Genomic DNA, 23,020 nt, shown 5'->3' on the forward strand with positions numbered 1-23,020 from the left:
CCATGCCTTTCGATCACAACGATCACTATCACCGCCTGCTGTTGCGCCGGTTGCCCAAGGAGTGCCGTACCGCGCTGGATGTCGGCTGTGGAACCGGCCGGTTCGCACGGCGGCTTGCCGCTCTGGGCGTTGAGGTCGAGGCCATCGACCCCTGCGCGGAGGTCATCGCGGCGGCCGGAGGCGGCCGGAACCCGCGATTCCGGCAGGCGGACATCACCGAGGTCCAACTGCCCAAGGCGCACTACGACTTCATTTCCTGCCTGGCCAGCATCCATCACCTGCCCTTCGGCACGGTCGCCGCGCTGCGGGAGGCGCTCGCGCCCGGGGGAGTGCTGGTCATTCTGGGGTGTTACCCGGAGCGGACACCGCTGGACTGGGCATGGAGCCTGGCGGCCGTGCCGGTGAACGCCCTGGCCCGGCTCGCCGTCGCGGCGCGGGACCGGATCCGGCCCGGTGCGCCGGACGCCCGGGTGCGGGTCAAGGCGCCGGTGGCGGCGCCCGGCATGTCCCTGGAGGAGGTCCGCCGGGAGGCCGCCGTGCTGCTGCCCGGATACGGCATACGCAGACTGCTGTTCTGGCGCTATCTGCTGGTCTTCCGCAAGGACTCCTGACCGGACTCCGGGGCCGCCGGGTCAGCCGGCCGGGATCTCCGTCAGGGCGGAGCGGGTCGGCTGGAGTTCGAAGAGCTCGTACGACGCCGCGCCGCTGCTGATGAAGGGGTCCTCGGCCAGAATGGCCTCCAGTTCCTCCCGGCCGACTCCCCGGGCGACAAAGGCCCCTCCGGTGCGGGGCCGCCGACGGGCGGCCAGGATGAAGGTGCCCTTGGCGAAGTGGCGGTCCACATGGGCGTAGTGGGCCTCGAGCAGGGCGTCGATGTGGTCCAGCGGGACCTGATAGGTGAGCAGTACGAAGAACATGGCCCGAGTTCACCAGCGGGACGGCCGGGCCGTCCACGACCGGTTTCCTCAGGGGCGTTAGGCGCTGCCTAACGGCTCAGCGGGTCGGGTCCAGCGGGCCGAGCGCCGGGCCGTGGTCGCGTACCGGCTCCGCACGGGTGCCGGGCAGGTCCTCCCGCACATGGTTGGGGGAGCCGTCCCCGACGGGCAGCCCCATGGCCTGGGCGATCTCCGCGCGCAGCCTGGGCAGTTGCTTGTACAGCGCGTTGCCGGGGCACTCGGTGGCGAGGGTGGTGCCGGGCTGGTTGAGATCCCGGTGGCCGACGACCGCGGTCATCGGTGCCAGCCGGTAGCGCAGGCACAGCCAGGCACAGGTCGCCACCAGGGTGCGCCACTGGGCCTCGGGCGGGAGTTCGGTGATGTATGTTCCCTCGTTCTCGATTCCGATGCTTGCGGTGTTCCAGTTGGCGACCTGCGCCCCGATGACCTGATGTCCGTGCCGGATCGCCTCGGCCGAGCGATATCTGCCCTCCATCAGGAACCCGCCACGGCTGATGGTCAGTTGCTGGCCGATGTCGTTCCAGCCATTGTGGTGCATGTGGTCGTACTGGCAGGTGCGGGAGAGCTCGAAGGCGTGCTCCAGCGAATAGTCGGTGCTGTTGGGATAGTCCATGTGATGGACCACGATCAAGGCCGGCCCGAAGGGCTCCACTCTGACACCGCCTGGGTCCTCCGGCGGAACGGCCTTCCACTGCTCGCGGGTGTAGAGCCTGGGCCGGGGGACGGGACAGCGGACGGAGGGTTTCGCCGCCGCGTGCGCCGGCGGCGCTGAAAGGATGTTCGCGGTCACCATGGCGGCTGAGCCGGCCAGTGCCCCGCTCAGCAGATTACGGCGCCTCACCTTGGACTTCTCGGACTTTTCGGTCATGGCTCAACGGTCCCTTCGTGAGCGGTACTCCCGGTGGTGGCGCCGACTGTAAGCCTGGTAGCGGAGGTTCCGGCAGCCCCGGCGAGCGAAAGAGCGTTCAAAGCCGCCGCTCGTCCGGCCGTCACTCACACCGGCGATGAGCCGCATCGGCCCGCCGGGCGCGGGGCAGTGAGAGGGGCGATGACAACGACCCGATACCACAGAGGGGTTGAGGTGGAGCGATGAGGACTGCCAGGTTGATGACGATGGTGCTGGCGGCGGTGGTGGCGCTGAGCGCCGCGCCACTGGCGGCGGCCAAGCCGGGGCCCCGGCATCTGACCCTGTCCAACAAGGACAACAGACAGACCGTGGTGGTGCACACGGGCGATGAGATCGATGTCCGGCTCTCGGGGGAGCGGAAGGAGAACTCCGACTGGCTGTGGAGCGCGCCCAGCTCGGCCAATGGCGCCGTACTCCACCGGCATTCCACCGGCCGCGCGGCCGGTGCCGACACGGTCGCGGTCTTCCACGCCCACTCGGACGGCACCACCACCCTGGACTCCGAGCTGCGTTGTGTCTCCCGTAAGAGCGGCTACAGCTGTTCGCGAGTGGCCGTGCCCTGGGAGGTCACGGTGACGGTGAAGACCCGGAAGAAAAAGTAGGGGCTTCCCGGCCGCGGGGACGGCTCCGCGGGGCGCGGCGCCGGAGTGGGCGCGCCATACCGGCGCCCCGCGCGCCGCTCCGGACTCCCAGGAGCCCCGCGCGGCATCGTGACCCTACAACTGCCGCCTCGTTCCCGGGACATGACCAGAGTCCACGGAACCTGCCGTCGTCTCCTCGCCGCTCTTCTCTGCCCCTTGGCCCTGGTGGTGGGCGGCACCACCACCTCCGCGTATGCCCAGCCGGTGCCGGCGGAGGCCCGGAACGGGGTCTCCTATGCCGCGCTGGGCGACTCGGTGTCCTCGGGGCAGGGGGCGGGGAGCTATGACCCGTCCAGTCCCCAGTGCCTGCGCAGTGCGCGGGCGTACCCGGCGCTCTGGGCCGCCCGGCACCACCCGGACCGGTTCCTGTTCGCCGCCTGCTCGGGGGCGACCACCTCCGACGTGATCAACAAGCAGCTCCCCGGGGTCAAGCAGGGGGTAACGCTGGTGAGCATCACGGCCGGCGTCAATGACATCGGCCTCCGGGATGTCCTGACCGCCTGCACACTGGGCGGCGATCAAATTTGCCTGGACCATGTCGCCCGGGCCCGGACGGCCGTCGAGAGGACGCTGCCCGCACGGCTGGACGCCGTCTACCGGGCGATCAGGGAGAGGGCACCACGGGCCAGGGTGGTGGTACTGGGCATCCCCCGGCCGTTCACCCAAGACGGCTGCCCAATGGGGCTGATGACCGGGCGGAGCGAGCGGGCGCTCAATGAGGCGGCGGTACGGGTCAACGCGGTGACCCGGGAGCGGGCCCTGGCCCATGGGCTGGCCTTCGGTGATGTGGTGCCCGCCTTCACGGGGCATGAGATCTGTTCCGGGCACCCATGGATCGGCGGGCTGTCGCTGCTTCACCCGGACGGTGCCTATCACCCCAACGAGGCGGGGCAGCACGGGGGTTATCTGCCGGTGCTGGACGCGGTGGCGGGGCAGTAGGGCTCGGTGCGGGGGCTTTTTCTCACCCTCGCCGGCGGTTGTCCTCCGAGACGGCCGAGGATCGCAATGGTGGCCGCGAGGGGTTCCGGGAGCCAGGCCAGAGCCAGCCGCAGCCGGGGTGGCGCCTCGGCCAGGGGGCGCCAGACCAGGCCTTCCGCGGTGGCGGATTCCGGGCGGAGCGCCACCACCCGCTCGCCGCCGCCGAGTTCGGCCTGGACGATCGAGCGCCGGGCTGGGGCGATACGCAGCCGCGGTACCCAGCCGCCGGTATGGCAGGCGGCCAGCACCATATCGTGGTACCCGGGAGCGAACTCACGGCTGAACCACAGGAGTTCCTCCCCGCCCAGGTCGCTCCAGGAGAGGCGGGCGGCAGCGGTGAGGGGATGGCCGGCGGAGAGGAGCACGCCCAGGGGCTCGTCCAGTACCACCAGGGTGTGCAGACCCTCGGTGTCGGCGGGCAGGGTGACCAGCGCCAGATCGGCCTCCGCCCGCCGTATCCGGGCCAGTTGCCCGGCCGTGGCGGCCACGTCCAGGGTGAGCGCGGAGCCGGTGGTACGTGCCGCCGAGTACAGGCGGTGCAGCAGATCCGATGGGGTGCCGGGGGCCACCAGGGCGCGCAGCGGGGGGCGTTCGGCGGCGGCCGCGCGGACGGTGCGCAGGGCGCGGCCGGCGGCGTCGAGCACCGCGCGGGCCTCGGGGAGCAGGGCCCGCCCGGCGCGGGTGAGGGTCATCCCGGCCTGGGTGCGGTGGAACAGCGGGGCGCCGGCCTCCCGTTCCAGGGCCTTGATCTGCTGGCTGAGCGAGGGAGAGCTGAGCCGCAGCCGCCGGGCCGCCCGGGTGAGGTTGGCTTCCTCGGCCACCGCGCAGAAGTAGCGCAGCTGACGCAATTCCATGGGGCGCCTTCCCTTGGCGGCACTCCGCCAGGCCGGTTCGGTGTGATTGCGGGTGTGGGTCGTGGCCGGCCGGCCGTGTCCACGCGGCGGAGCCGGATATCGGGCAACCGCCCTGCGCCGGTCAGGGAGCGCCCTGGCGATGCGCGTGGACCAGCATGGCCAGATGGCGCCCCGCCAGGAGCAACGGCTCCTCGCTGCGCAGGACTTGGGCGGTGGTCTCGGCGCCCTCCAGGGTGTTGATGACCGTTATCGCCAGGGCACGGGCGTCCTCCTCGGCCAGCCCGGCGGTGCGCAGCTTCTCCGCGACCAGCTCGCTCCAGTGCCCAAAGGCCGCTCCACAGGCCCGCTGGATATCGGCCGAAGTGCCCAGGGTCTCCAGCGCGGTTGCGGTGACCGGGCAGCCCTCGGCCCAGCCGGACTCGCGCAGGGCTGCGGCCAGCAGCCGGGTGCAGCCGGCGATGGCCTCGGCCGGGTCGTCCTCGGCGGCCAGACCCTCCCGCAGCAGTTCCGCGAACTCCTGGTCCCCGTGCTGGATGGCGGCGACCGCCAGCTCCTGCTTGCCGCCAGGGAAGAAGTGGTAGACGGAGCCCAGAGTGGCCCCGGCCTCGCGGGCGATCTGCTTGATGCCGGTGCCCTCATAGCCCTGGCGCTGGAGCAGCCGTGCCGTGGTCCGCACGATCCGTTCCCGGGTGCCCAGGGCGGCCGCCTGTTGGTCTGTGGTGCGCATCCCCGGAGACTATCGGATAGAGCGCTCGTTCTAGATCTGTGCTAGGTTCCCGATCGCCAGATAGAGCGCTCGTTCTAGAGCGCCCCAAGGGGATGACAAAGCGGAGGGGAAGTCATGGGCAAGCAGGCGGTAACCGTCATCGGACTGGGCCCGATGGGGCAGGCGATGGCGGCCGCGTTCCTGTCCGGGGGACATCCGGTGACGGTCTGGAACCGGACGGCAAGCAAGGCGGAGGCACTGGCCGCCCAGGGGGCGGTGGTGGCCTCCTCGGCGGAAGAGGCGCTGGCCGCCCAGGAGTTGGTGGTGCTGAGCCTGACCGACTATGACGCGATGTACGCCATCCTGGAGCCGGCGGCACCCGCCCTGGCCGGGCGGGTGCTGGTCAACCTCAGCTCGGACACCCCCGAGCGGGCCCGGGCGGCCGCCGCCTGGGCGGCGGGGCACGGGGCCGAGCACCTCACCGGCGGGGTGCAGGTGCCGCCGGCGCTCATCGGCAAGCCCGGGGCGGCCACGTACTACAGCGGTCCCCGGGAGGTCTTCGACGCACACCGGGAGACCCTTGAGGTGCTGACCGAAGCCGACTTCCGGGGCACCGATCCGGGCCTGGCGGCCATGTACTACCAGGCCCTGATGACCACCTTCTGGACCGGGATGCTCGGCTGTCTGCAGACCCTCGCCCTGGCCCGCGCCCATGGCGTCACCGCCACCGAGATGCTGCCCCAGGTGTCCAAGGCGATGACGCTGCTCCCGGGCATCCTGGGGAGCTACGCCTCGCATATCGACGCCGGACGGCACCCGGGGGACGACGCCCGGCTGTCGATGGGCGCTGCGAGCATGCAGCACGTTCTGCACACCAACCGGGACGCCGGGCTGGACACCACGCTGCTCTCGGCGGTGGATGAGATCTTCCGGCGGGGCATGGCGCGCGGCCTCGCCGAGAACAGCTTCTCCAGCCTGGTGGAGGTGCTCAACAACCCCGCCGAATAAGGGCGTTCAGGCCGCGGCCGCCTCCGCCCGGAGGTCCTCCTCCGAGGCGCCCAGCCGCCAGTAGCCGGTGAAGTTGACGCTGCGCCGGTCGAAGCCGCGCTCGCCGACCAGATGGCGGCGCAGCGCCCGCACCGTGCCGGACTCGCCCGCGATCCAGGCGTAGGGCCGGCCGCCGGGCAGTTCGGCGGCCCGTACCGCGTCCAGCAGCCGGCCGCCGCCGCGCGGGATCCAGGTGATCTCGGCATCGGCCTCGGTGCCGAGGTCCTGGATGTCCCCGGCGTGCGGGACCTCGATCCAGACCTTGGCCCTGGTGCCCGCGGGCAGCCAGGAGAGGATTCCGGCGGCGGCGGGCAGGGCCGTCTCGTCGGCGGTCAGCAGCACCCAGTCGGTGCCCAGCGGCGGGCGGAAGCCCACGCTCTTGTTGTCCTCCACCGCCGGGCCCAGCAGCTTGACCCGGTCGCCGGGCCGGGCCCCGGCGGCCCAGCGGGCGGCCGGACCGGCCGGGGTGCGGCCGGCCGGCGCCCCAGTGCCGTGCAGCGCGAAGTCCACATCGAGCTCGGCCAGTTCACGGCGCTGGCGGCGCACCGTGTAGGAGCGCATCACCCCGCGTACCGAGGGGTCCATGGCCCGCCAGCGGGCGAACCAGCCGTCGCCCGCCTCGGTGGGCACCACCGGGGCCGGCTGGCCCGGATGCGGCAGGAAGAGGGAGAAGCTCTGGTCCCTGCCGCCGCCGGCGAAGTCCGCCAGCTGTTCTCCGGCGAAGGTGATCCGGACCATGGAGGGGCCCAGGCGCTCCCGGCGCGCCACCTGGGCGTCGAAGAAACGGAACGGGCTGACGGCGGTGGTCATCACGGCTTCTCCTTCCGGAACCTGTGGGATCAGTGGAGCTTCTTGGCGCCCTGTACGGCCTTGGCCAGGTTCTCCAGCAGCGGGGCGGAGCCCGCCCAGCTGAAGCGGGGCACCGACTGCCAGGGGGTGATCTGGCCGGCCTTGACCGCGGGCAGCGCGGACCAGGCGGGCTTGGCGGAGAGGTCCTTGGGCTGCAGGGCGGTGCCACGGCTGTCCAGCAGGATCAGATCGGCCGGGTACTTGTCGGCGTTCTCCCAGCTGAGGCCCTCGAAGTAGCCGCTCTTGTCCAGCTTTTCGGGGACCACGAACTCCACGCCCAGCTCACGGAAGTACAACAGGTCCGTATTCACCTTGGGGTTGGAGACATAGAAGAGGTCAGGGCTGCCGGAAGCGGCCATCACCTTCAGCCCGCCATTGGCCTTGGCGGCCTTGCGCAGGGTCTCGGCGGCCGCCTCGAAACGGGACTTGGCCTCGGTGACCTTCCTGGCCTTGAGGTCGGCGCCCAGGGACGCGGCGAGTTCGGCATAGCGCCTGATGGGCTCGGTCATCGGGACCCGGGCGGTGGTGATGGCCACGCTGGGCGCCAGGTCCAGGATCTTCTTCTTGCTCTCATCGGGCACGTACCACAGCGCGTCCGGCTCATACATGTGCGTCACCAGCAGCTCGGGGCGCAGGGCGGCGTACTTCTCGATGCTGAACTCGCCCCAGACATTGCCCAGGATCTCGACCTTGTCCACGTCCAGCTCGCCGGCCTGCGGGTCGGGCTTGCCGTTCTTGAGCCTGGTCTCGCCGAAGACGCCGACCAGCTGCTGGTCAAGGCCGAAGTCATGCAGGGCGGCGGCGGTGCCGGTGAAGGCGACCACGCGCTGCGGTACGGACTTGGCGGTCACCTGCTTCCTGCGGTCGTCGGTGAAGGACCAGGGGCCGCCCCTGGACTCGCCCTTGGCGCCGTCCTTGCCGCCCGAGCCGCTGCCCCCGCAGGCGGTGATCAGGGCGCCCAGGCCGAGTACGCCGCCCGCGGCGAACAGCGAACGGCGGGAGAGGTGAGGGGTTGCGGCATATGGCATGGCAGTGACTCTCGTAGCAAAGGGGTGCCCTAGGGCCTTCGATCTTGGTTAGGTTAACCTAACCTAAAACCACGCCTTGTGGCCAGGGGCGCCCACGGTGCCCCGGCCCCTACCGGAGTCCGAACGTGACCATCAGCAACTCGCCCCAGGCCACCGGGGTTTCGGCCGCTCCGCCGGGCCCCCGGCCGCGACCGCCCGGCGGGCGCGACGCGGCCCGCGCCCTCGGACTGCTCGCCGCCCTGCTCCTGCTGCTCGCCGTGCTGGCGCTGAGCATCGCGGTCGGCGCCAGACAGCTCTCACTGGCCGAGGTGTGGCGGGGGCTGACCGACCCGGACGCGGCCTCCTACCTCCAGGTGCACCGGATGCGGCTGCCCCGCACCCTGCTCGGCCTGCTGGCCGGGGCCGCCCTGGGGCTGGCCGGCGGGGTGATGCAGGCGCTCACCCGCAACCCGCTGGCCGACCCCGGACTGCTGGGCATCAACGCGGGCGCCTCCGCCACGGTGTCCTCGGCGGTCGCCTTCCTGGGCGTCACCTCCTACACCGGCCAGGTCTGGTTCGCCTTCCTGGGCGCCGGAGCGGTCTCGGTGCTGGTCTACGCGGTCGGCGGCGGCCGCGGCGCCACCCCGGCCCGGCTGGCACTGGCCGGGGCCGCGCTCAACGCCACCCTCTACTCCTACGTCAACGCCGTGATGCTGATCGACACCAACTCCCTGGAACGGATGCGGTTCTGGACGGTCGGCTCACTGGCCGGTGCCGACCCGGCCACGGTCACCCGCCTCACCCCCTTTGTCCTGACCGGCCTGTTGCTCACCCTGGCCCTGGCCCGTCCGCTCAACGCCCTGGCCCTGGGCGACGATTCGGCCCGAGCCCTGGGCGCCCGGCCGGCCCGGACAAGGGCCGCGGGCCTGGTGGCGGTCACCCTGCTGTGCGGCGCGGCCACCGCCGCCTGCGGCCCCATCGTCTTCGTCGGCCTGATCGTCCCGCACCTGGTCCGCGCCCTGACCGGCCCGGACCTGCGCTGGCTGCTGCCGTACTGCGCGGTGCTCGCCCCCGTGCTGCTGCTGGGCGCCGACGTCCTCGGCCGGGTCCTGGGCCGCCCCGGCGAACTCCAGGTGGGCATCGTCACCGCGGTCCTGGGCGGACCGCTCTTCCTGTACTTCGTCCGGCGGCGGAAGGCGGTACGCGCATGAGCACCCGGACCGGGACGAAGACCATACGCACCGGCGGCATCTCGCTGCGCTGCCGGCCCCGTTCACTGGCCGCCGGAGCCGCCTGCCTGCTGTTCGCCCTGGTGATGGCCGTGGTCTGCCTGGGCAGCGGCGACTACACCATGAGCCCCGGCCAGGTGCTGCGCACCCTGCTGGGCCAGGGCGCCCCCGCGGACGACTTCATCGTCAATGAACTGCGCCTGCCCCGGGTGGTCACCGCCCTGCTGGTGGGCGCCGCGCTGGCCCTGGCCGGGGCACTGTTCCAGTCCCTGGTACGCAATCCGCTGGGCAGCCCGGACGTACTGGGCTTCACCCAGGGCGCCGCCACCGGCGCCCTGCTGGTGGTGGTCGCCGGCGGCGGCAGCCTCGCCCTGGCCGGGGGAGCGGTGGCCGGCGGCGTCACCACCGGCCTGCTGATCTACGCTCTGGCCCGCCGCGACGGCCTGCACGGCTACCGGCTGGTCCTGACCGGCATCGGCGTCGCCGCCATCCTCACCGGCGTCAACGGTTATCTGCTCACCCGCACCAAACTCACCGACGCCGCCCGGGTGGTGCTCTGGCTCACCGGCAGCCTGGACGGCCGCGGCTGGGAGAACGCCACCCCGCTGCTGATCGTCCTGGCGGTCCTGGTGCCGGTGGTGCTGCTGGGCTGTGAACGGCCGCTGCGAATGCTGGAGATGGGCGATGACGCCGCCCACGCCCTGGGCATCCGGGTCGAACGGCTGCGGATGGTGCTGCTGCTGGCGGCCGTCCTCCTGGCCGCCTTCGCCTCCGCCGCCGCCGGGCCGGTGAACTTTGTGGCCCTTACCGCCCCCCAGCTGGCCCGCCGGCTGGCCAAGGCGCCCGGCCCCAATCTGCTGCCCTCGATGTGCCTGGGCGCGGCCCTGCTGGTCAGCTGCGACTGGCTGGCCCAACGGCTGGTCGGCGGGCATCAGTTGCCGGTGGGTGTGATCACCGGAGTGCTGGGCGGCGGCTATCTGGTGTGGCTGCTGGCCGTCCAGCGCAAGGCGGGACGGATATGACCGAGATCAGTGAAGCGACGGACGGAGTACGGGACATGGCACAGGGCGCGGCACGGCTGACCGGCCACGGGCTGACCCTCGCCTATGACCGGCGCACCATCGCCGAGGGGCTGGACGTCGCCATTCCGGACCGTTCCTTCACGGTCATCGTCGGCCCCAACGGCTGTGGCAAATCCACCCTGTTGCGGGCCCTGGCCCGGATGCTCAAGCCGGCCGCCGGAACGGTCCTGCTCGACGGCCAGGACATCGCCCGCCTCCCCGGCAAACAGGTGGCCCGCACCCTGGGCCTGCTGCCGCAGTCCTCGGTCGCCCCCGACGGCATCACCGTTGCCGACCTGGTGGCCCGCGGCCGCTACCCGCACCAGAGCCTGCTGCGGCAGTGGTCACGGGAGGACGAGCGCATCGTCACCGAATCCATGGCCGCCACAGGCGTCGCCGAACTGGCCGACCGGCCGGTGGACGAACTCTCCGGCGGCCAGCGCCAACGCGTCTGGATCGCCATGGCCCTGGCCCAGCAGACCCCCCTGCTGCTGCTCGACGAGCCCACCACCTATCTGGACATCGCCCACCAGCTGGAAATCCTCGACCTGTGCGCCCGCCTCCACCGGGAGGAGGGCCGCACCCTGGTCGCCGTCCTGCACGACCTCAACCAGGCCGCGCGCTATGCCACCCATCTGATCGCCATGCGCGACGGACGTGTGCTCGCCGAGGGCACACCGGCGGAGGTGGTGACCGCCGAGCGGGTCGAAGAGATCTTCCGGCTGCCCTGCCGGGTGATCGACGACCCGGAGACGGGCACACCGCTGGTGGTACCGGCGGCGGTGCGGAGCCGGGTGGTGGTGGGGTAGGGCGCCCCGCCGGTGCGGTGCCGCCGCGTGCCCACGCGGCGGAACCGCATCTCCAACAGCGGCCGTCCCGCTGCCCCTTGTGGACGGGCCCCCGGACCCGGCATGACGTCCTCCCGGCCGGTCAGCCCGGCGCGGCGCCGGCCGGAAGGTACCGTCACGCCATGTCCAAGACCGAAATAGACCTGCTGACCGCCGAGTTCTTCGGCGCCTTCGACAACCGGGGCGGCAAGGCCGCCGATGTGGCGCGAATCCAGAGGCTGATGCTGCCGGGCGGCGTGATCGTCAACACCCGTCCGGCACTCACCGTTTACACCGTGGAGGATTTCATCGAGCCCCGCCGGCAGCTGCTGAGTGACGGCCGGCTGACCGAGTTCGCCGAGTGGGAAATCGCCGAACGAACCGAGATCGCGGGCGATATCGCCTCGCGGTTCAGCGAGTACCGCAAGTCGGGGATTCTCAACGGTGAGCCCTTCGAGGGCGGCGGCACCAAGAACCTGCAGTTCGTCCGGACTCCGGACGGCTGGCGGATCGCGGCGGTCGCCTGGTACGACCAGGACTGAGGCGGGCCGGCCACGCGATATTCATTGGTGTCTCCTGGCGTGGCCGTGTTTTCTTGGGCGGGTGCCGGATCTTCCGGCGCCCACTCATCCGCGTGCCAAGAGAGATCCCATGCATTCAACTCACGCCCCACGAATCGCCATTGTCGGTGCCGGCCTCGGCGGCCTTGCCTGTGCCCGGGTCCTGCAGCTCCATGGCCGGCCGGTCACCGTCTTTGAACGTGAGGCTTCGACCGGTGCCCGCCCCCAAGGCGGCAGCCTCGACATACATGCCGGCACCGGGCAGCTGGCACTGCGTGCGGCGGGTCTGCTCGACCGGTTCCGCGCCCTCGCCCGCCCGGAGAGCCAGGAGTGGCGCCTGCTCGACCCCGCCACCGCCGCCGTCCTGCCGGTCGCGGGGCCGCCCGCCCACGATGACGACAGCCCGGAGATCGACCGCGGTCAGCTGCGCGGACTGCTCCTGGAGTCCCTCGCCGAGGGAACCGTCCGGTGGGACCGCGCCGTGGCCGGTGTCACGCCCCTGGAAAACGGCACCTGGCGGCTCCTGTTCGACGATGGGAGCACCGAGGAGGCCGATCTGGTGATCGGTGCGGACGGTGCCTGGTCGCGCATCCGCCCGGCGGTCTCGGACGCCACGCCCGGCTACAGCGGGGTCACCTTTATCGAGACCGGCCTCGACGACTGCGACACCCGCCATCCCGCCCTTGCCCGCCTGGTCGGCAACGGCACCATGCTGGCGAGCGCCGGCAGCAAGGCGCTGCTGGCCCAGCGCAACAGCGAGGGCCGGATCCGCGTCTATATCGCCTTCCGCGCCCCGCAGAACTGGCATCTGGCCGCCCGGGTGCCACTCGATGACACGGCGGCCGTCCGCGCGCATCTGCTGAGCATGTTCGAGGGCTGGGACGAGAGTCTGCTCGACCTCATACGACACAACGACGGCGGATTCATCGACCGCCGCGTGTTCGTGCTGCCCGCTCCGCACACCTGGGAGCACGTCCCCGGCATCACGCTGCTGGGCGACGCCGCGCATCTGATGCCCCCCGTGGGGCTCGGTGCGAACCTCGCCATGCTCGACGGTGCGGACCTCGCCCAGGCCCTGCTCAACGAATCCACCGTCGATGACGCCATACGCGCCTATGAAAGCCTGATGCTGCCCCGCTCGGCCCGGGCCGCCCAGGACTGCGCCAAACTGCTCGACGAGCTCGTCCCGCCGGAAGGCTCCTGAGCGACGCAATGGCCACCGTGCGATGGGAATTCGCGCTGCCGTGGGGGCGGTGAACGGGGTCAGGACGAGGGCGTCGGTCCCTCCATCTGGTCGCTGATCCACTTCATGGGGCCGCTCATATTCGCGCCGTAGGTGGCGCCATTGTGTGTGCCGCCGGGTATCTCCCACAGCTTGGTGTGGACCGGGCCATGGCCGTAGGTCTTGATGAATTTCTTGGCGTCGGTCATGGTCGCCGCGTTCTCCCTGGTGCCGACCTGGAAGGCGAGATAGACATCCGGCCCGTTGGCGGCCGCCAGTTGCTTGGCCAGGATTTCCGGGTTGTTCTCCCGCATCTCCTTCAAGTGGCCTCGCCACAGCGGGGAGTCGGGCACGATGTCCGGTCCGTTGGCGATCGCGGCCTTGAATTTGTCCGGGTGCTTGAGCACCGACTTCAGGCTGGCGAAGCCTCCGGTGGAGGAGCCCATATAGGCCCAGCCGTCACGGGATTTCAGGGTGCGGAAGTTGGCCTTCATCAGGTCGGGGACGTCCTCCGTCAGCCAGGTGCCCATCTTCGGCTGGCCGGGGATGTCGCTGCCGTCCCAGTAGATGCCCTTGTCGTCGGGGCCGGGGTTGAGGACCGGCATGGCCAGCAGGAAGGGCTTGCCGATGCCCTGCTGGTACCACTTGGAGACGGCTTCCTGGAGGGAGAAGCCGCCGGGCTTGCCCATCCAGTAGTTGCTGTTGTAGCCGGGGCCACCGGGCAGGGCGATCATGACGGGGAAGCCGCTGGCGGCGAACTTGGGGTCGTCGGTGTACTCCTTGGGCGCCCAGACCCACACCTTGCCCTTGTAGCCGGACTTCTTGCCGTCCAGGGTGACGACGCTGATATGGGTCCCGTCGTCCATGGTGTTGACGTTCTTGAACTCGGCTTTGGGGCCGGTCGGCAGCAGGGTCTTGGAGTCGCCGGGGTCGGCCGCCTTCCCCGGCTTGGCGCTGTCCGCCTGGTCGTAGCTGACCGGATCGCCCTTGTCGGTGAAGGGCGGAATCTCGAAGTAGCTCATCACCGGCCAGGCGGCCAGCCCCAGCACGGCCAGGGACATCACCCCGATCAGCCATCGCTTGGCACGGGACGCCCGCTGGCGCCCCCGGGACTGGTACCCGGCGGGTGGGTTCGGGTTCGGCATCACATGGCTCCGGCTGGTGCGGTCGGTATCTATACCTACGGATGACCGGCCGGGGCCGGAGGTTGCCCGCCGCGAGGGGTCACCGGGGCGTTGTCACCAAACGCTCACACGTCGCGGCGGGCTGCTCCGGTGCCGTCTTGCGGTCCGCTTACTGCGTGGTGCAGCCCGGCGCGGTGATGATGGCGAGCTCTGCCGACGGCGGTGCAAGCCGGGCGAATTGGCAATTTTGGCCTTGCGGGGGCGCTTCAGCCACGAGTCACCTGATCTCCCGAGACTCCGGTCCCACTTTCAGCTGCGCGATCGGCTGGGGCAGCACCATCGGCAAGGTCGTCGTCGAGGTTGCTGATTTCGGTCCTACTCATACGCCCACGCTCGGCCGGTCTGCCGGTACTCCTCCACGGGGATCGGGTCGATCCCGGTTCGCATGCGGGCGGTGTACAGCAGGCCGTCGAGGTGGTCGATCTCATGGTGGATGAGACGGGCGAGACCGCGTTCGTACACCGTGGTCACTATCTCGCCGGTCAAACCCATGGTCGCCACCGTGATCTTCAAGGGGCGGGGTACGAGGCCGCGGACGTCGAAGAAGCTCAGGCAGCCCTCGTACTGCTCATCCAACTCGCCGGAGTGGTTGATGACCCGTGGGTTGAGCAGGATGATGGCGGGGGCGTCGCCGGGCGGCTGGACGACAGTGGCAGCGCGTGCGATGCCGATCTGTGGGGCGGCGATGCCCATGCCCTTGGCGAAGGGGTGTACCTGGCTGATCCGTTCCATCGCGGCGAACAGTTCGTCGGTGATGCGCTCGGCCTCGTCGCGCTCGGCGGGCAGTTCGAAGGAGCGGGCCGGTTCGGCGAGGAGGCCGGCGCCGTGCTGGATGACTCCGAGGTCGCGCATTCGCTGGCTGGGCCGCACGTCAATCACCTGAACTCCCTTGATCCGTATCGGGTTCGGGCCGCGCCCGAAACCGCCATTCCAGACGGTACCGAGCATGCAGGGCGGTCATGGAGGTCTCGGTGCCCCATACGACGCGGTCGAGGGCGGCGGGGAAGGCGAGTTGGACTTCCAGTAGCTCGGTGTAGGCGTATTCGATCCACACGGACTCGCCGGGGTGGAGCGTGAAGCGGCCCTGCTCGTTGTCGAACAGCAGCCAGACCTCCTTGAAGGCGTCGCGGTCATGCTTGGCCTCCCAGCGCATCGTCTCGCCCCGACAGGTGGCCGCCGGCGCAAGTTCGTCCCAGGCCAACGGGTGTGCCCTGGGTGTTCCGCAGGCGTCGGCGCATGGTGAGCCGGTACTTGCTGCCGTCGTACTTGAGCCGCGCTGCGTCGTGCTCCACGACGAGGGCCGATCCGGTCGAATACGGCTGCTCGGGGCGGCGCTGGACAGGTGGTGACGTCGCCGGCCGCCGGGTGCGGGCCCTGGCTGGTTCGTAATCGCGCCATCGCCGCCAGATCGCCTTGCCGGCGTTCAGTGCCTCGTCGGCGAGCCGGAGAACTCCTCGCTGGGCTTGTGGCGGCCGGACTCCACTTGGCTGACGTAGGAGGGGGCGAATCCCATGGCCAGGGCTAACGCCCGCTTGGACATGCCGCGTTCCGTTCGCGTCGCCGGCCTTGCCGCCTGCGGAGCGTACCGCACCAAATCACCCTCATCGCCCGCTGCCTGGCCGAGGCGGCTGCGCTGCGGTGTGCCCGGCGTCTGGAGCCCGTCGCCGAGGCGGTGGTGATCCTGACCGCGAGCGAGGCCTGCATGAGGCCGCCGCTCTCCTCTGGCACGGGACACCCGCTGGCGCCCCCGGACCGGTAGTCGGCGGGTGGGTACTTACGGGTGGACCGAGTGGGCCGGAGGTTCCCCGCCGCGAGGGATTAATCGGCGTTGTCACGCAATGCTCACACATCGCGGCGGGGAGCGCCGTGGCTATAGGGCTTGACGGGAGGAGTTGGCGATTCTGACCTTGGCGCTCAGCACCTCGTCGAATGTCGCCGGGCGCACCTCCGCCGGCTTGGCGTCCCACTCCAACCCGCCCTGTAGCGGGCGCAGTTGGATGAGCGCCTCCACATGGTCCATTACTTCCCCGATCGCATCACGAGCCGTGTCCACCACAAACGACCCACGCACGGGGACCTGCCGGGCACTCACCCGCTCACCTCCTGGTTGGCCATGCTCCCGGGCCGGTGACCGCACCTTTTGCGGGAGCCCTGTGTGTCCGGTCCACCATTGCGGGCACGAGCTGTTCGGAGCCATCCATAGGTCCTATAGGGAGGCCCTATATTGGGCGCATGGGGGATGACTCTCGGACCCTGTGGGCCCATCCACGTCTGGTCTCGGCACTGGCCCGTGACGACTGGGCGGCCGTCTTCCGTCTTTTCCGCCGGCTTGAGGGAGTCAGTCAGGCCAAGCTGGGCGAGCGGGTCGGTCTTGCGCAGTCCGATGTGTCCGATATCGAGCGAGGCACGCGCCGGGTTACGTCCGTGGAGGTCCGGCGGCGGATCACTGAGGGGCTGTGCGTTCCGCCGGAGCTGCTGACCGGTGGTGCCCGTCCGCATTCCGGCCCGGTGGCCGGCCTGGCACTGCCGCAAATGGCCCCGGACGGCGATCTGCTGGCACGAGTGACCAGCGTGGTCAAGGGTTCAACCCGGGCGGATGCCCCGACCCTGGACTGGCTGGACCGTCTGCTGGCGGAGCACCGCCGAGCGGAGGATCTCATCGGTTCCCGGCCACTGGTCGATGTCATGCGCGAGCAATTGCGGACCGTCATGGATCTGCACCCGGATGCCGGGGGTCCGCTCGCGGACCGAGTGGTCCGGCTGGCTGCCGAGCACGCTCAGTTCCTGGCCTGGATGGCACAGGATCAGGGAGAGGCGGGCGCCGCTGTGGCGTGGTACGACCGGTCCCATGAGTGGGCCTTGGAGGCCGGTGACGCGAATATGGCGTCCACCACGCTGAGTATGAAGGCACATCTGGCCTGGTCCGGGGGCCGTGGCACCCGTTGTATCCGGCTGGCCGAGGCGGCCAGGTGGTCGGCGCCCGGGGTATCGCGGGGTGTTCAGGGCATGGCGGCGCAAATGGCGGCGCGCGGATATGCGTTGAACGGGGACGGGAACGGCGCGCGGCGGCTGCTGGACGAAGCACGGGAACTGATCGCCGCGGCGGCCGGGCGGCCCGAGGACGAGCCGCCGTGGATGTACTTCTACGGTGAGACCTGGTTCACCCTGCAACGCGGAATGGCCGAACTGCATTTGGGCGACTGGCAGCGGGCGATCGGGAATCTCACCACCGGGCTCGGTGAACTGCCCGATGATTTCCGGCGCGACAAGACCTGGTATCGCGCCTGCCTGGCGCACGCGCTGTCCGGTGCGGGCGAGACGTCCGAGGCACTGAAAGCCGCGCTGGACTGCCTGCCGGACGCTTCGGCCATTGGCCGTCCGCATTCCTGGGGAGAACTGCACAAGACCGCCGGGGTACTTATGCGCAAAGGAGCGAAAGAGGGCCGGGAACTGCTGGGAGCTCTGAGGGAGTTCGACTGACTGGTCGGCGCCAGGGGGCGGACGGACCGGAACGCCGGACGGGGCGTGCGGCCGCGTCCGGCGTTGGGGTCGGGTCGGCTACCCCCGTGCCGCCCGTCGCAGCAGACCTGCCGTCAGCCAGCCGCCCAGCAACAGTGCGGCGGCGCCGACCAGTTGGCCGGACTGGACGCCGGAGGCGAAGGCTGCGGTGACCCGGCCGCGGGTGGCGGAGGAGGCCGCGGAGAGGGTGTCCGGGAGGGAGCCGTGGCTGGTGAGGCCCTCGGGGAGGAGGGCGGCGAAGCGGGAGCCCAGGACTGCGCCGAGGACGGCGACGCCCAGGCCGTAACCGCATTCGCCCAGCGTGCCGTTGACGCCCGCGCCCACGCCCGCCTTGGCGGGCGGGATGGCGGACATGATGGCGTTGTGCATGGTGGGCATGGCCACGGCGATGCCGATGCCCATCAGGACCAGACCGGTGAGCATCCCGGCGTAGTGGTGTGAACCCAGCAGGGCGACCGCGGCCAGGCCGAGGCCGAGGACGGTCATGCCGGAGGCGATGGTGAGGGGGGTGCCCAGGCGGGCCGAGGTCCGGGCGCCGAGGGGGGTGAGGTTGACCAGGAGGACGGTCAGCGCCAGGGGAGCGGTGCGCAGGCCGGCGGCCATCGGGCCGTAGCCGAAGACGAATTGAAGGTGCTGGGTGAGCAGGAACATCGAGCCGCCCAGGCCGAAGGCGACCAGGATGCCGCCGGTGACCGCGCCGGTGAAGCGGCGGTCGCGGAAGAAGGACATGTCCAGCATGGGGTGCGGGACATGGTGTTCCCAGGCGACAAAGGCGGTGAGGCCGGCCAGGCCGAGGAGGGCGGGGAGCAGGACCCGGCCGGAGAGCCAGCCGTGGTCCGGGCCGGAGATGATGGCATAGACCAGGGCGCTCATACCGATGGTGGAGAGCAGCGCGCCAAGGAGGTCGGGCCGGGTACCGTCCTGGGTTTTCGACTCGGGGACAAAGGCGACGGCGGCGGCCAGGCCCAGCAGGGCGACCGGGACGTTGACCAGGAAGATGGCGCCCCACCAGAAGCGGGCCAGCAGCGCGCCGCCGATCAGCGGGCCGGCCGCGGCGCCGATGGAGTTGACGGTGGCCCAGATGCCGATCGCCCGGGGACGTTCGGCATCGTCGAAGACCTGGACCACCACGGCCAGGGTGGTGGTGGTCAGCAGGGCGCCGCCGACGCCCATTCCGGCCCGGGCGGCGATCAGCTGGCCGGGGGAGTGGGCGAAAGCGGCGGCTATGGAGCCCAGTCCGAAGACGGCCAGTCCGGCCAGCAGCATCAGCTTGCGGCCATAGCGGTCGGCGGCATTGCCCGCGGCGAGCAGCAGCCCGGCCTGGACCAGGGAGTAGGCGTTGATCATCCATTGGATGTCGGCGGTGCCGGCGCCCAGTTCCCTGGTGAGGGAGGGGATGGCCACGCCCAGGACGGTGTTGTCCAGCAGCACCGTGAGCTGGGCCAGGCAGATCACCGCCAGGATCAGCCACCGGGTGCGGTGGGCGGTGGGGCCGGGCTCGGTGGCGTGGGCGGCCACGGCTGGCATAGGGACTCCAGAGGGGAAACGGAGCAGGACCGGCCCCGCCAGGGGCGGCGGGACCGGTCGGCGCGGGGGCGGGCTGTCAGGAACGCGGGGCGAAGCGGGCGATCGGGTTCTTGAGGGTGCCGGCGAACTGCAGGGCGGCGGAGGGGTCGGTCAGATCGACCATCTGCCGGTTGTTGCGCAGCTGGAGCCGGTTGAGGCAGGAGAGGGCGAATTCCTCGGTGAAGAGGTCGTACTCGCCGAAGCGGCCGGCCAGTTGGGGATTGCCGCGCTGGTAGTCGGCGATGCACTCGGCCACCGTGGACCAGAAGACGTCCTCGCTCAGGGTGCCGTCGGTGGCGAGGGTGGCGGCGAGGAAGCGGAAGAAGCAGTCGAAGACGTCCGTGAAGACGGACAGCACCTTCTCCTCGGGCGGGATCGCGGCGCGAATGCGCTCCACCTCCGGCGGAAGCTCCGCGTCCGGGTTCATGACCACGATCTCCTCGGCCAGGTCCTTGAAGACCATCCGTACCGGGGCGCCGTCCTCCAGAACCATGATGACGTTCTCGCCGTGCGGCATAAAGGCCAGATCGTAGGCGTAGAGGCAGTGCACCAGGGGGGTGAGGTAGGCGTCCAGGTAGCGGCGCAGCCACACCTCGGGGGCCAGACCGGACTGCTGGATGAGCGCGGCGGCGAAGGAGCCCCCGTCACGGTCCATATGGAGCAGGGAGGCCATGGTGGCCAGGCTCTGGCCGGGCTCCAGCAGTGCCACCGGGCTCTCCCGCCACAGCGCCGCCAGCATCTTGCGGTACGGGGAGCCCTTGGCGGTGGCGGCCTCGTACTGCCGGTGGTGGTAGCCGATGGCGGCCCGCTCCCGGATGATGGCCAGACCGGTGCGCTTGAGCACCTCGTCGGCGTCGATCAGGCGGGCCAGCCAGTCGTTGATGGCGGGGGTGGCCTTCATGTACTCGGCCGAAAGCCCGCGCATAAAGCCCATGTTGAGCACCGAGAGGGCGGTCTTGACATAGTGCTTCTCGGGGGCGCTGGTGTTGAAGAAGGTGCGGATGGACTGCTGGGCGAGGTAGGCGTCCTCGCCGTGTCCCAGGAAGACCAGGTCGCGGCGGGCCACTTCACCGGCGAAGGTCACCGCGAGCTTGTTCCACCACTGCCAGGGGTGGGCCGGGATCAGCAGATAGTCGTCCAGGTCCAGCCCCAGGCCGGTCATGGTGGCCCGGAACCGCTCCAGGACGGCGGGGCCCAGCTCGGCGTGGATCAGTTCCCGGTAGTCCAGGCCGGCCGAGCCGGAGAAGGTGGCCAGTTCCCGGCGGGCGGCCAGCCAGACCAGCTGGACGGGCGAGGCGGCCTCGGGGGCGTAGGCATGGTACTCGGCCGCGTCGAAGCCCAGGCGCCCGTTGTTGGCGACAAAGCAGGGGTGGCCCTCGGTCATCCCGGTCTCGATGGCCTGGAAGCCGGAGCGGGCCAGTTCGGCGGAACTCACCGGCGGGGCCGACAACTTGAAGGCCGAGCCGGCCAGGGTGCTGGAGATCTCCTCCAGATAGACCGGCAGGATCTCATCGCTCAGGCCCAGGGCGCCGCGCAGTTCGGTGATCAGATCGACGGCGTCCAGCGGGAGGGCCGCACCGTCCCGGTGGCGGGTGATGCTCTCGGGATCGATCTGCCAGTGGTCCAGGGCGAACAGCCGGGCCGCGAAGCGGTAGACCACCGAGCCGTCGTCGCTGTGGACGGCATAGCGGCCGTCGGGCAGGGGCTGGGGAGTCAGCAGGCGCTCATGGGAGAACTCGGCCAGAGCCTTACGCACCAGCAAACGGTTGGCGCGCGCCCAGAGTTCGGGGGTGAGGTGGGCGACCGGGTCGCCGGGGGTGGTGCTGGGGGGCATGGGATTTCCGTGGTTGCGGGCGGCCAGGAACTGTTCGCGGGTGCAGATGCTCAGCAGGGCGTCCTTCTCCGGTTTGGCGACGGTGCCCACCGCCTGGAAGCCAACGGCCGCGTTCAGGGCGTGCACCTTGGTGTTGCGTATATCGGGCTCCACCACCACCCGGCGGGTGGCCGGATCGGCGAAGAGCAGTTCCATCACGGTGGTGATCACGGCCAGGGTGAAGCCATGCAGCGGGGTGTCGGTGGGGGCGCACAGAAAGTGCATCCCCACATCGCCGGGCCGGGCGGGGTAGAGGCCGACCAGCTCCACCCTGGCCGGGTCATAGCGCTCCACCAGGAAGGCCGGGCGGCCGTTGTGCAGGCCGAGGAAGGCCTCGTGATGGGCATGGGCGTCGATATCGCGGTAGGCGCGTTCGACGTCGGCCACCGTGGCGTCCTGCATCATCCAGAACGCGGACTTGGGGTGGGTGACCCAGGAGTGCAGCAGCGGAGCGTCGGCCTCCGGGTCCAGCGGACGGACGGAGAACTCGCCCAGCCGGTCGTCGGTACGGGTGAGTGCGGTGATCATGCGGACTTCGCCTCCCGGGCGGCGCCGGGCACCCCGAACTCCTGGAAGGCGATGGACTTCTCCACCGGATAGACCTCGCGGCCCAGCATCTCCTTGATGATCCAGGAGTTGCGGTAGGCACCCATGCCCAGGTCGGGGGAGGTGATGCTGTGCGCGTGCACCGCCGCGTTCTGCAGGAAGACCCCATTGCCGGTGACGTCCACGCTGTAGTTGCGGGCCACCTCGAAGCGGCCCTTGCCGTCCCAGCGCAGCCGGTCATGGACCGGCGCCAGGAACTCCGGCACCTGGTAGCGGTAGCCGGTGGCCAGCACCAGGCCCTGGGTGTCCAGCGAGAACGCGGCCTGCTGCTCCTCATGGCGCAGCTCCAGGGTGTAGGTGGCGCTGCCGGTGTCATAACGGGCGCCGGTGAGCGCGGTGTTGGTCAGCAGCCGGGTCGGGGCCGGGCCCCGGCGGTTCTTGATGTAGAGCAGATCGAAAATGTCGTTGATGAGCTCGGAGTTGATGCCCTTGTATAGGTTCTTCTGCGTGTCCACCAGGCGGTCCCGGGTGGCGGGAGGCAGGGCGTGGAAGTAGTCCACATACTCCGGAGAGGTCATCTCCAGGGTGAGCTTGGTGTATTCCAGCGGGAAGAAGCGGGGGGAGCGGGTTACCCAGGTGAGCTGGTAGCCATGGGCGTCGATGTCCTGGAGGAGGTCGTAGTAGATCTCCGCCGCGCTCTGCCCGCTGCCCACGATGGTGATGCTCCGCTTGGCCTGGAGCGCGGACTTGTGCTCCAGATAACGGGAGTTGTGGATCAGGTCGCCGCCCAGGTCACGGCAGGTGTCCGGGATATACGCGGGGGTGCCGGTGCCCAGCACCAGACGCCGGGTACGGAAGGTACGGCGCTCACCGGTGGCGGTGAGCTCGGCGTGCACGGTGTAGAGCCGCTCCGCCTCGTCGTACTCGACCAGGGTGACCCGGTGCCCGAAGCGCACGCTGGTCAGCTGCTCGGCCGCCCAGCGGCAGTAGTCGCTGTACTCGGCACGCAGCGGATAGAAGCTCTCGCGTATATAGAAGGAGTACAGCCGCCCGTTCTGCTTGAGGTAGTTGAGGAAGGAGTAGGGCGAGGTGGGGTCGGCCAGGGTGACCAGGTCGGACATAAACGGCGTCTGGAGGGTGCTGTGTTCCAGCAGCATGCCGGGGTGCCAGTCGAAGGCGGCCCGGTCGTCCAGGAAGAGGCCGTTGAGTTCGGCGATCGGCTCGGTCAGACAGGCCAGACCCAGATTGAAGGGACCCAGGCCGATGGCGATGAAGTCATGCGGGGCTGCGGCGGACACGGTTGTCTTCCCAGTCTGTGTGAGGAGTTGAACGTCGGAAGGCGCGCTGTGAAGGGGCGCGGCGAAATGCCCTACGCGGCCCGCTCGCTGAGGAACCGCTCCGCGTGCCCCGCGATCAGATCCAGCACCTCGGCGATGTCGTCCGGTGTGGTCTGCGGGTTGAGCAGGGTGAACTTCAGATACTGACGGC

At 70.3% G+C, this 23,020-nt stretch carries 24 protein-coding genes and 1 pseudogene; 10 read left to right on the forward strand and 15 right to left on the reverse strand.

Annotated features, from left to right (window positions below; translation table 11 throughout):
* The first annotated feature begins 2 nt into the window (after positions 1-2).
* Positions 3-611, forward strand: coding sequence for a class I SAM-dependent methyltransferase (locus CV755_RS11900; RefSeq protein WP_109280177.1), 609 nt, complete (start codon positions 3-5; stop codon positions 609-611).
* 21 nt (positions 612-632) lie between these two features.
* Here CV755_RS11900 and CV755_RS11905 read toward each other — a convergent pair whose 3' ends face one another.
* Together CV755_RS11905 and CV755_RS11910 are read right to left on the reverse strand one after the other, a co-directional pair.
* Entirely contained in the window at positions 633-917 is a 285-nt protein-coding gene (locus CV755_RS11905; protein ID WP_109280178.1) for a YciI family protein, read from the reverse strand.
* Positions 918-993: 76 nt separating this feature from the next.
* A complete protein-coding gene (locus CV755_RS11910) occupies positions 994-1,824 on the reverse strand; it encodes a peptidoglycan recognition protein family protein (RefSeq protein ID WP_109280179.1) in 831 nt (276 codons plus the stop codon).
* 221 nt (positions 1,825-2,045) lie between these two features.
* Between CV755_RS11910 and CV755_RS11915 the strand changes: the two genes are divergently transcribed.
* Together CV755_RS11915 and CV755_RS11920 are read left to right on the forward strand one after the other, a co-directional pair.
* Entirely contained in the window at positions 2,046-2,465 is a 420-nt protein-coding gene (locus tag CV755_RS11915) for a hypothetical protein (protein WP_153068648.1), read from the forward strand.
* A 141-nt stretch (positions 2,466-2,606) separates the two neighbouring features.
* Positions 2,607-3,443, forward strand: a complete 837-nt coding sequence (locus CV755_RS11920; RefSeq protein ID WP_109280181.1) for an SGNH/GDSL hydrolase family protein — start codon at positions 2,607-2,609, stop codon at positions 3,441-3,443.
* Here the strand turns inward: CV755_RS11920 and CV755_RS11925 are convergent.
* Both CV755_RS11925 and CV755_RS11930 read right to left on the reverse strand, forming a co-directional pair.
* A complete protein-coding gene (locus CV755_RS11925) occupies positions 3,407-4,336 on the reverse strand; it encodes a LysR family transcriptional regulator (RefSeq protein ID WP_109280182.1) in 930 nt (309 codons plus the stop codon). The two genes, CV755_RS11920 and CV755_RS11925, sit on opposite strands and share 37 nt — an antisense overlap.
* Before the next feature lie 121 nt (positions 4,337-4,457).
* Entirely contained in the window at positions 4,458-5,063 is a 606-nt protein-coding gene (locus CV755_RS11930) for a TetR/AcrR family transcriptional regulator (RefSeq protein WP_109280183.1), read from the reverse strand.
* Positions 5,064-5,177: 114 nt separating this feature from the next.
* Between CV755_RS11930 and CV755_RS11935 the strand changes: the two genes are divergently transcribed.
* Positions 5,178-6,050 carry an NAD(P)-dependent oxidoreductase gene (locus CV755_RS11935; RefSeq protein WP_109280184.1) on the forward strand — a complete coding sequence of 291 codons (873 nt, stop codon included), beginning with the start codon at positions 5,178-5,180 and terminating at the stop codon, positions 6,048-6,050.
* Positions 6,051-6,056: 6 nt separating this feature from the next.
* Here CV755_RS11935 and CV755_RS11940 read toward each other — a convergent pair whose 3' ends face one another.
* A complete protein-coding gene (locus CV755_RS11940; protein ID WP_109280185.1) occupies positions 6,057-6,899 on the reverse strand; it encodes a siderophore-interacting protein in 843 nt (280 codons plus the stop codon).
* Positions 6,900-6,928: 29 nt separating this feature from the next.
* Positions 6,929-7,966 (reverse strand): ABC transporter substrate-binding protein, encoded by a 1,038-nt coding sequence (locus CV755_RS11945; RefSeq protein ID WP_109280186.1) that lies wholly within the window; start codon positions 7,964-7,966, stop codon positions 6,929-6,931.
* 125 nt (positions 7,967-8,091) lie between these two features.
* On the opposite strand from CV755_RS11945, the gene CV755_RS11950 reads away from it, so the two are divergent.
* From CV755_RS11950 to CV755_RS11970, 5 genes are all read left to right on the forward strand, one after another.
* Positions 8,092-9,156, forward strand: coding sequence for a FecCD family ABC transporter permease (locus CV755_RS11950; RefSeq protein WP_109280187.1), 1,065 nt, complete (start codon positions 8,092-8,094; stop codon positions 9,154-9,156).
* Positions 9,153-10,196: a FecCD family ABC transporter permease gene (locus CV755_RS11955; RefSeq protein WP_109280188.1), complete on the forward strand. Its 1,044-nt coding sequence runs from the start codon at positions 9,153-9,155 to the stop codon at positions 10,194-10,196. The genes CV755_RS11950 and CV755_RS11955 overlap by 4 nt, the downstream gene beginning before the upstream one ends.
* On the forward strand, positions 10,193-11,044 hold the full coding sequence (locus CV755_RS11960) for an ABC transporter ATP-binding protein (protein ID WP_241561144.1): 852 nt from the start codon (positions 10,193-10,195) through the stop codon (positions 11,042-11,044). Before CV755_RS11955 ends, CV755_RS11960 begins: the two co-directional genes overlap by 4 nt.
* A gap of 161 nt (positions 11,045-11,205) precedes the next feature.
* Entirely contained in the window at positions 11,206-11,604 is a 399-nt protein-coding gene (locus CV755_RS11965; protein WP_109280189.1) for a nuclear transport factor 2 family protein, read from the forward strand.
* Positions 11,605-11,713: 109 nt separating this feature from the next.
* Positions 11,714-12,826: an FAD-dependent oxidoreductase gene (locus tag CV755_RS11970; RefSeq protein ID WP_109280190.1), complete on the forward strand. Its 1,113-nt coding sequence runs from the start codon at positions 11,714-11,716 to the stop codon at positions 12,824-12,826.
* Between the two features lie 59 nt (positions 12,827-12,885).
* Here CV755_RS11970 and CV755_RS11975 read toward each other — a convergent pair whose 3' ends face one another.
* From CV755_RS11975 to CV755_RS11990, 5 genes are all read right to left on the reverse strand, one after another.
* Complete coding sequence (locus CV755_RS11975) at positions 12,886-13,989, reverse strand: alpha/beta hydrolase (protein WP_241561145.1); 1,104 nt, start codon at positions 13,987-13,989, stop codon at positions 12,886-12,888.
* A 354-nt stretch (positions 13,990-14,343) separates the two neighbouring features.
* Positions 14,344-14,907 (reverse strand): peptide deformylase, encoded by a 564-nt coding sequence (locus tag CV755_RS35380; protein ID WP_109280191.1) that lies wholly within the window; start codon positions 14,905-14,907, stop codon positions 14,344-14,346.
* The gene (locus CV755_RS36020; protein ID WP_241561146.1) at positions 14,900-15,229 is read right to left on the reverse strand and encodes a hypothetical protein; all 330 of its coding nucleotides are present in this window, start codon (positions 15,227-15,229) and stop codon (positions 14,900-14,902) included. Before CV755_RS36020 ends, CV755_RS35380 begins: the two co-directional genes overlap by 8 nt.
* A gap of 222 nt (positions 15,230-15,451) precedes the next feature.
* Positions 15,452-15,568, reverse strand: a complete 117-nt coding sequence (locus CV755_RS36025) for a helix-turn-helix domain-containing protein (protein WP_241561147.1) — start codon at positions 15,566-15,568, stop codon at positions 15,452-15,454.
* Between the two features lie 330 nt (positions 15,569-15,898).
* Complete coding sequence (locus CV755_RS11990) at positions 15,899-16,120, reverse strand: hypothetical protein (protein WP_109280192.1); 222 nt, start codon at positions 16,118-16,120, stop codon at positions 15,899-15,901.
* Between the two features lie 140 nt (positions 16,121-16,260).
* Between CV755_RS11990 and CV755_RS11995 the strand changes: the two genes are divergently transcribed.
* On the forward strand, positions 16,261-17,508 hold the full coding sequence (locus CV755_RS11995; protein ID WP_109280193.1) for a helix-turn-helix domain-containing protein: 1,248 nt from the start codon (positions 16,261-16,263) through the stop codon (positions 17,506-17,508).
* A gap of 78 nt (positions 17,509-17,586) precedes the next feature.
* On the opposite strand, the gene CV755_RS12000 is transcribed toward CV755_RS11995, so the two are convergent.
* The 4 genes and pseudogenes from CV755_RS12000 to CV755_RS12010 all read right to left on the reverse strand — a co-directional run bounded on the left by CV755_RS12000 (position 17,587) and on the right by CV755_RS12010 (position 22,830).
* Positions 17,587-19,074, reverse strand: coding sequence for an MFS transporter (locus CV755_RS12000; protein WP_109280194.1), 1,488 nt, complete (start codon positions 19,072-19,074; stop codon positions 17,587-17,589).
* 76 nt (positions 19,075-19,150) lie between these two features.
* Positions 19,151-20,947, reverse strand: coding sequence for an IucA/IucC family protein (locus CV755_RS12005; protein WP_241561151.1), 1,797 nt, complete (start codon positions 20,945-20,947; stop codon positions 19,151-19,153).
* Positions 20,948-21,037: 90 nt separating this feature from the next.
* A pseudogene (locus CV755_RS36030) lies at positions 21,038-21,514 on the reverse strand (GNAT family N-acetyltransferase); the annotation flags it as partial.
* Positions 21,511-22,830, reverse strand: a complete 1,320-nt coding sequence (locus CV755_RS12010) for a lysine N(6)-hydroxylase/L-ornithine N(5)-oxygenase family protein (protein WP_109280196.1) — start codon at positions 22,828-22,830, stop codon at positions 21,511-21,513. The pseudogene CV755_RS36030 and the gene CV755_RS12010, both read right to left, overlap by 4 nt.
* Positions 22,831-23,020 lie beyond the last annotated feature (190 nt).

Source organism: Streptomyces orinoci (assembly GCF_003121295.1).
GTDB lineage: Bacteria > Actinomycetota > Actinomycetes > Streptomycetales > Streptomycetaceae > Streptomyces > Streptomyces orinoci.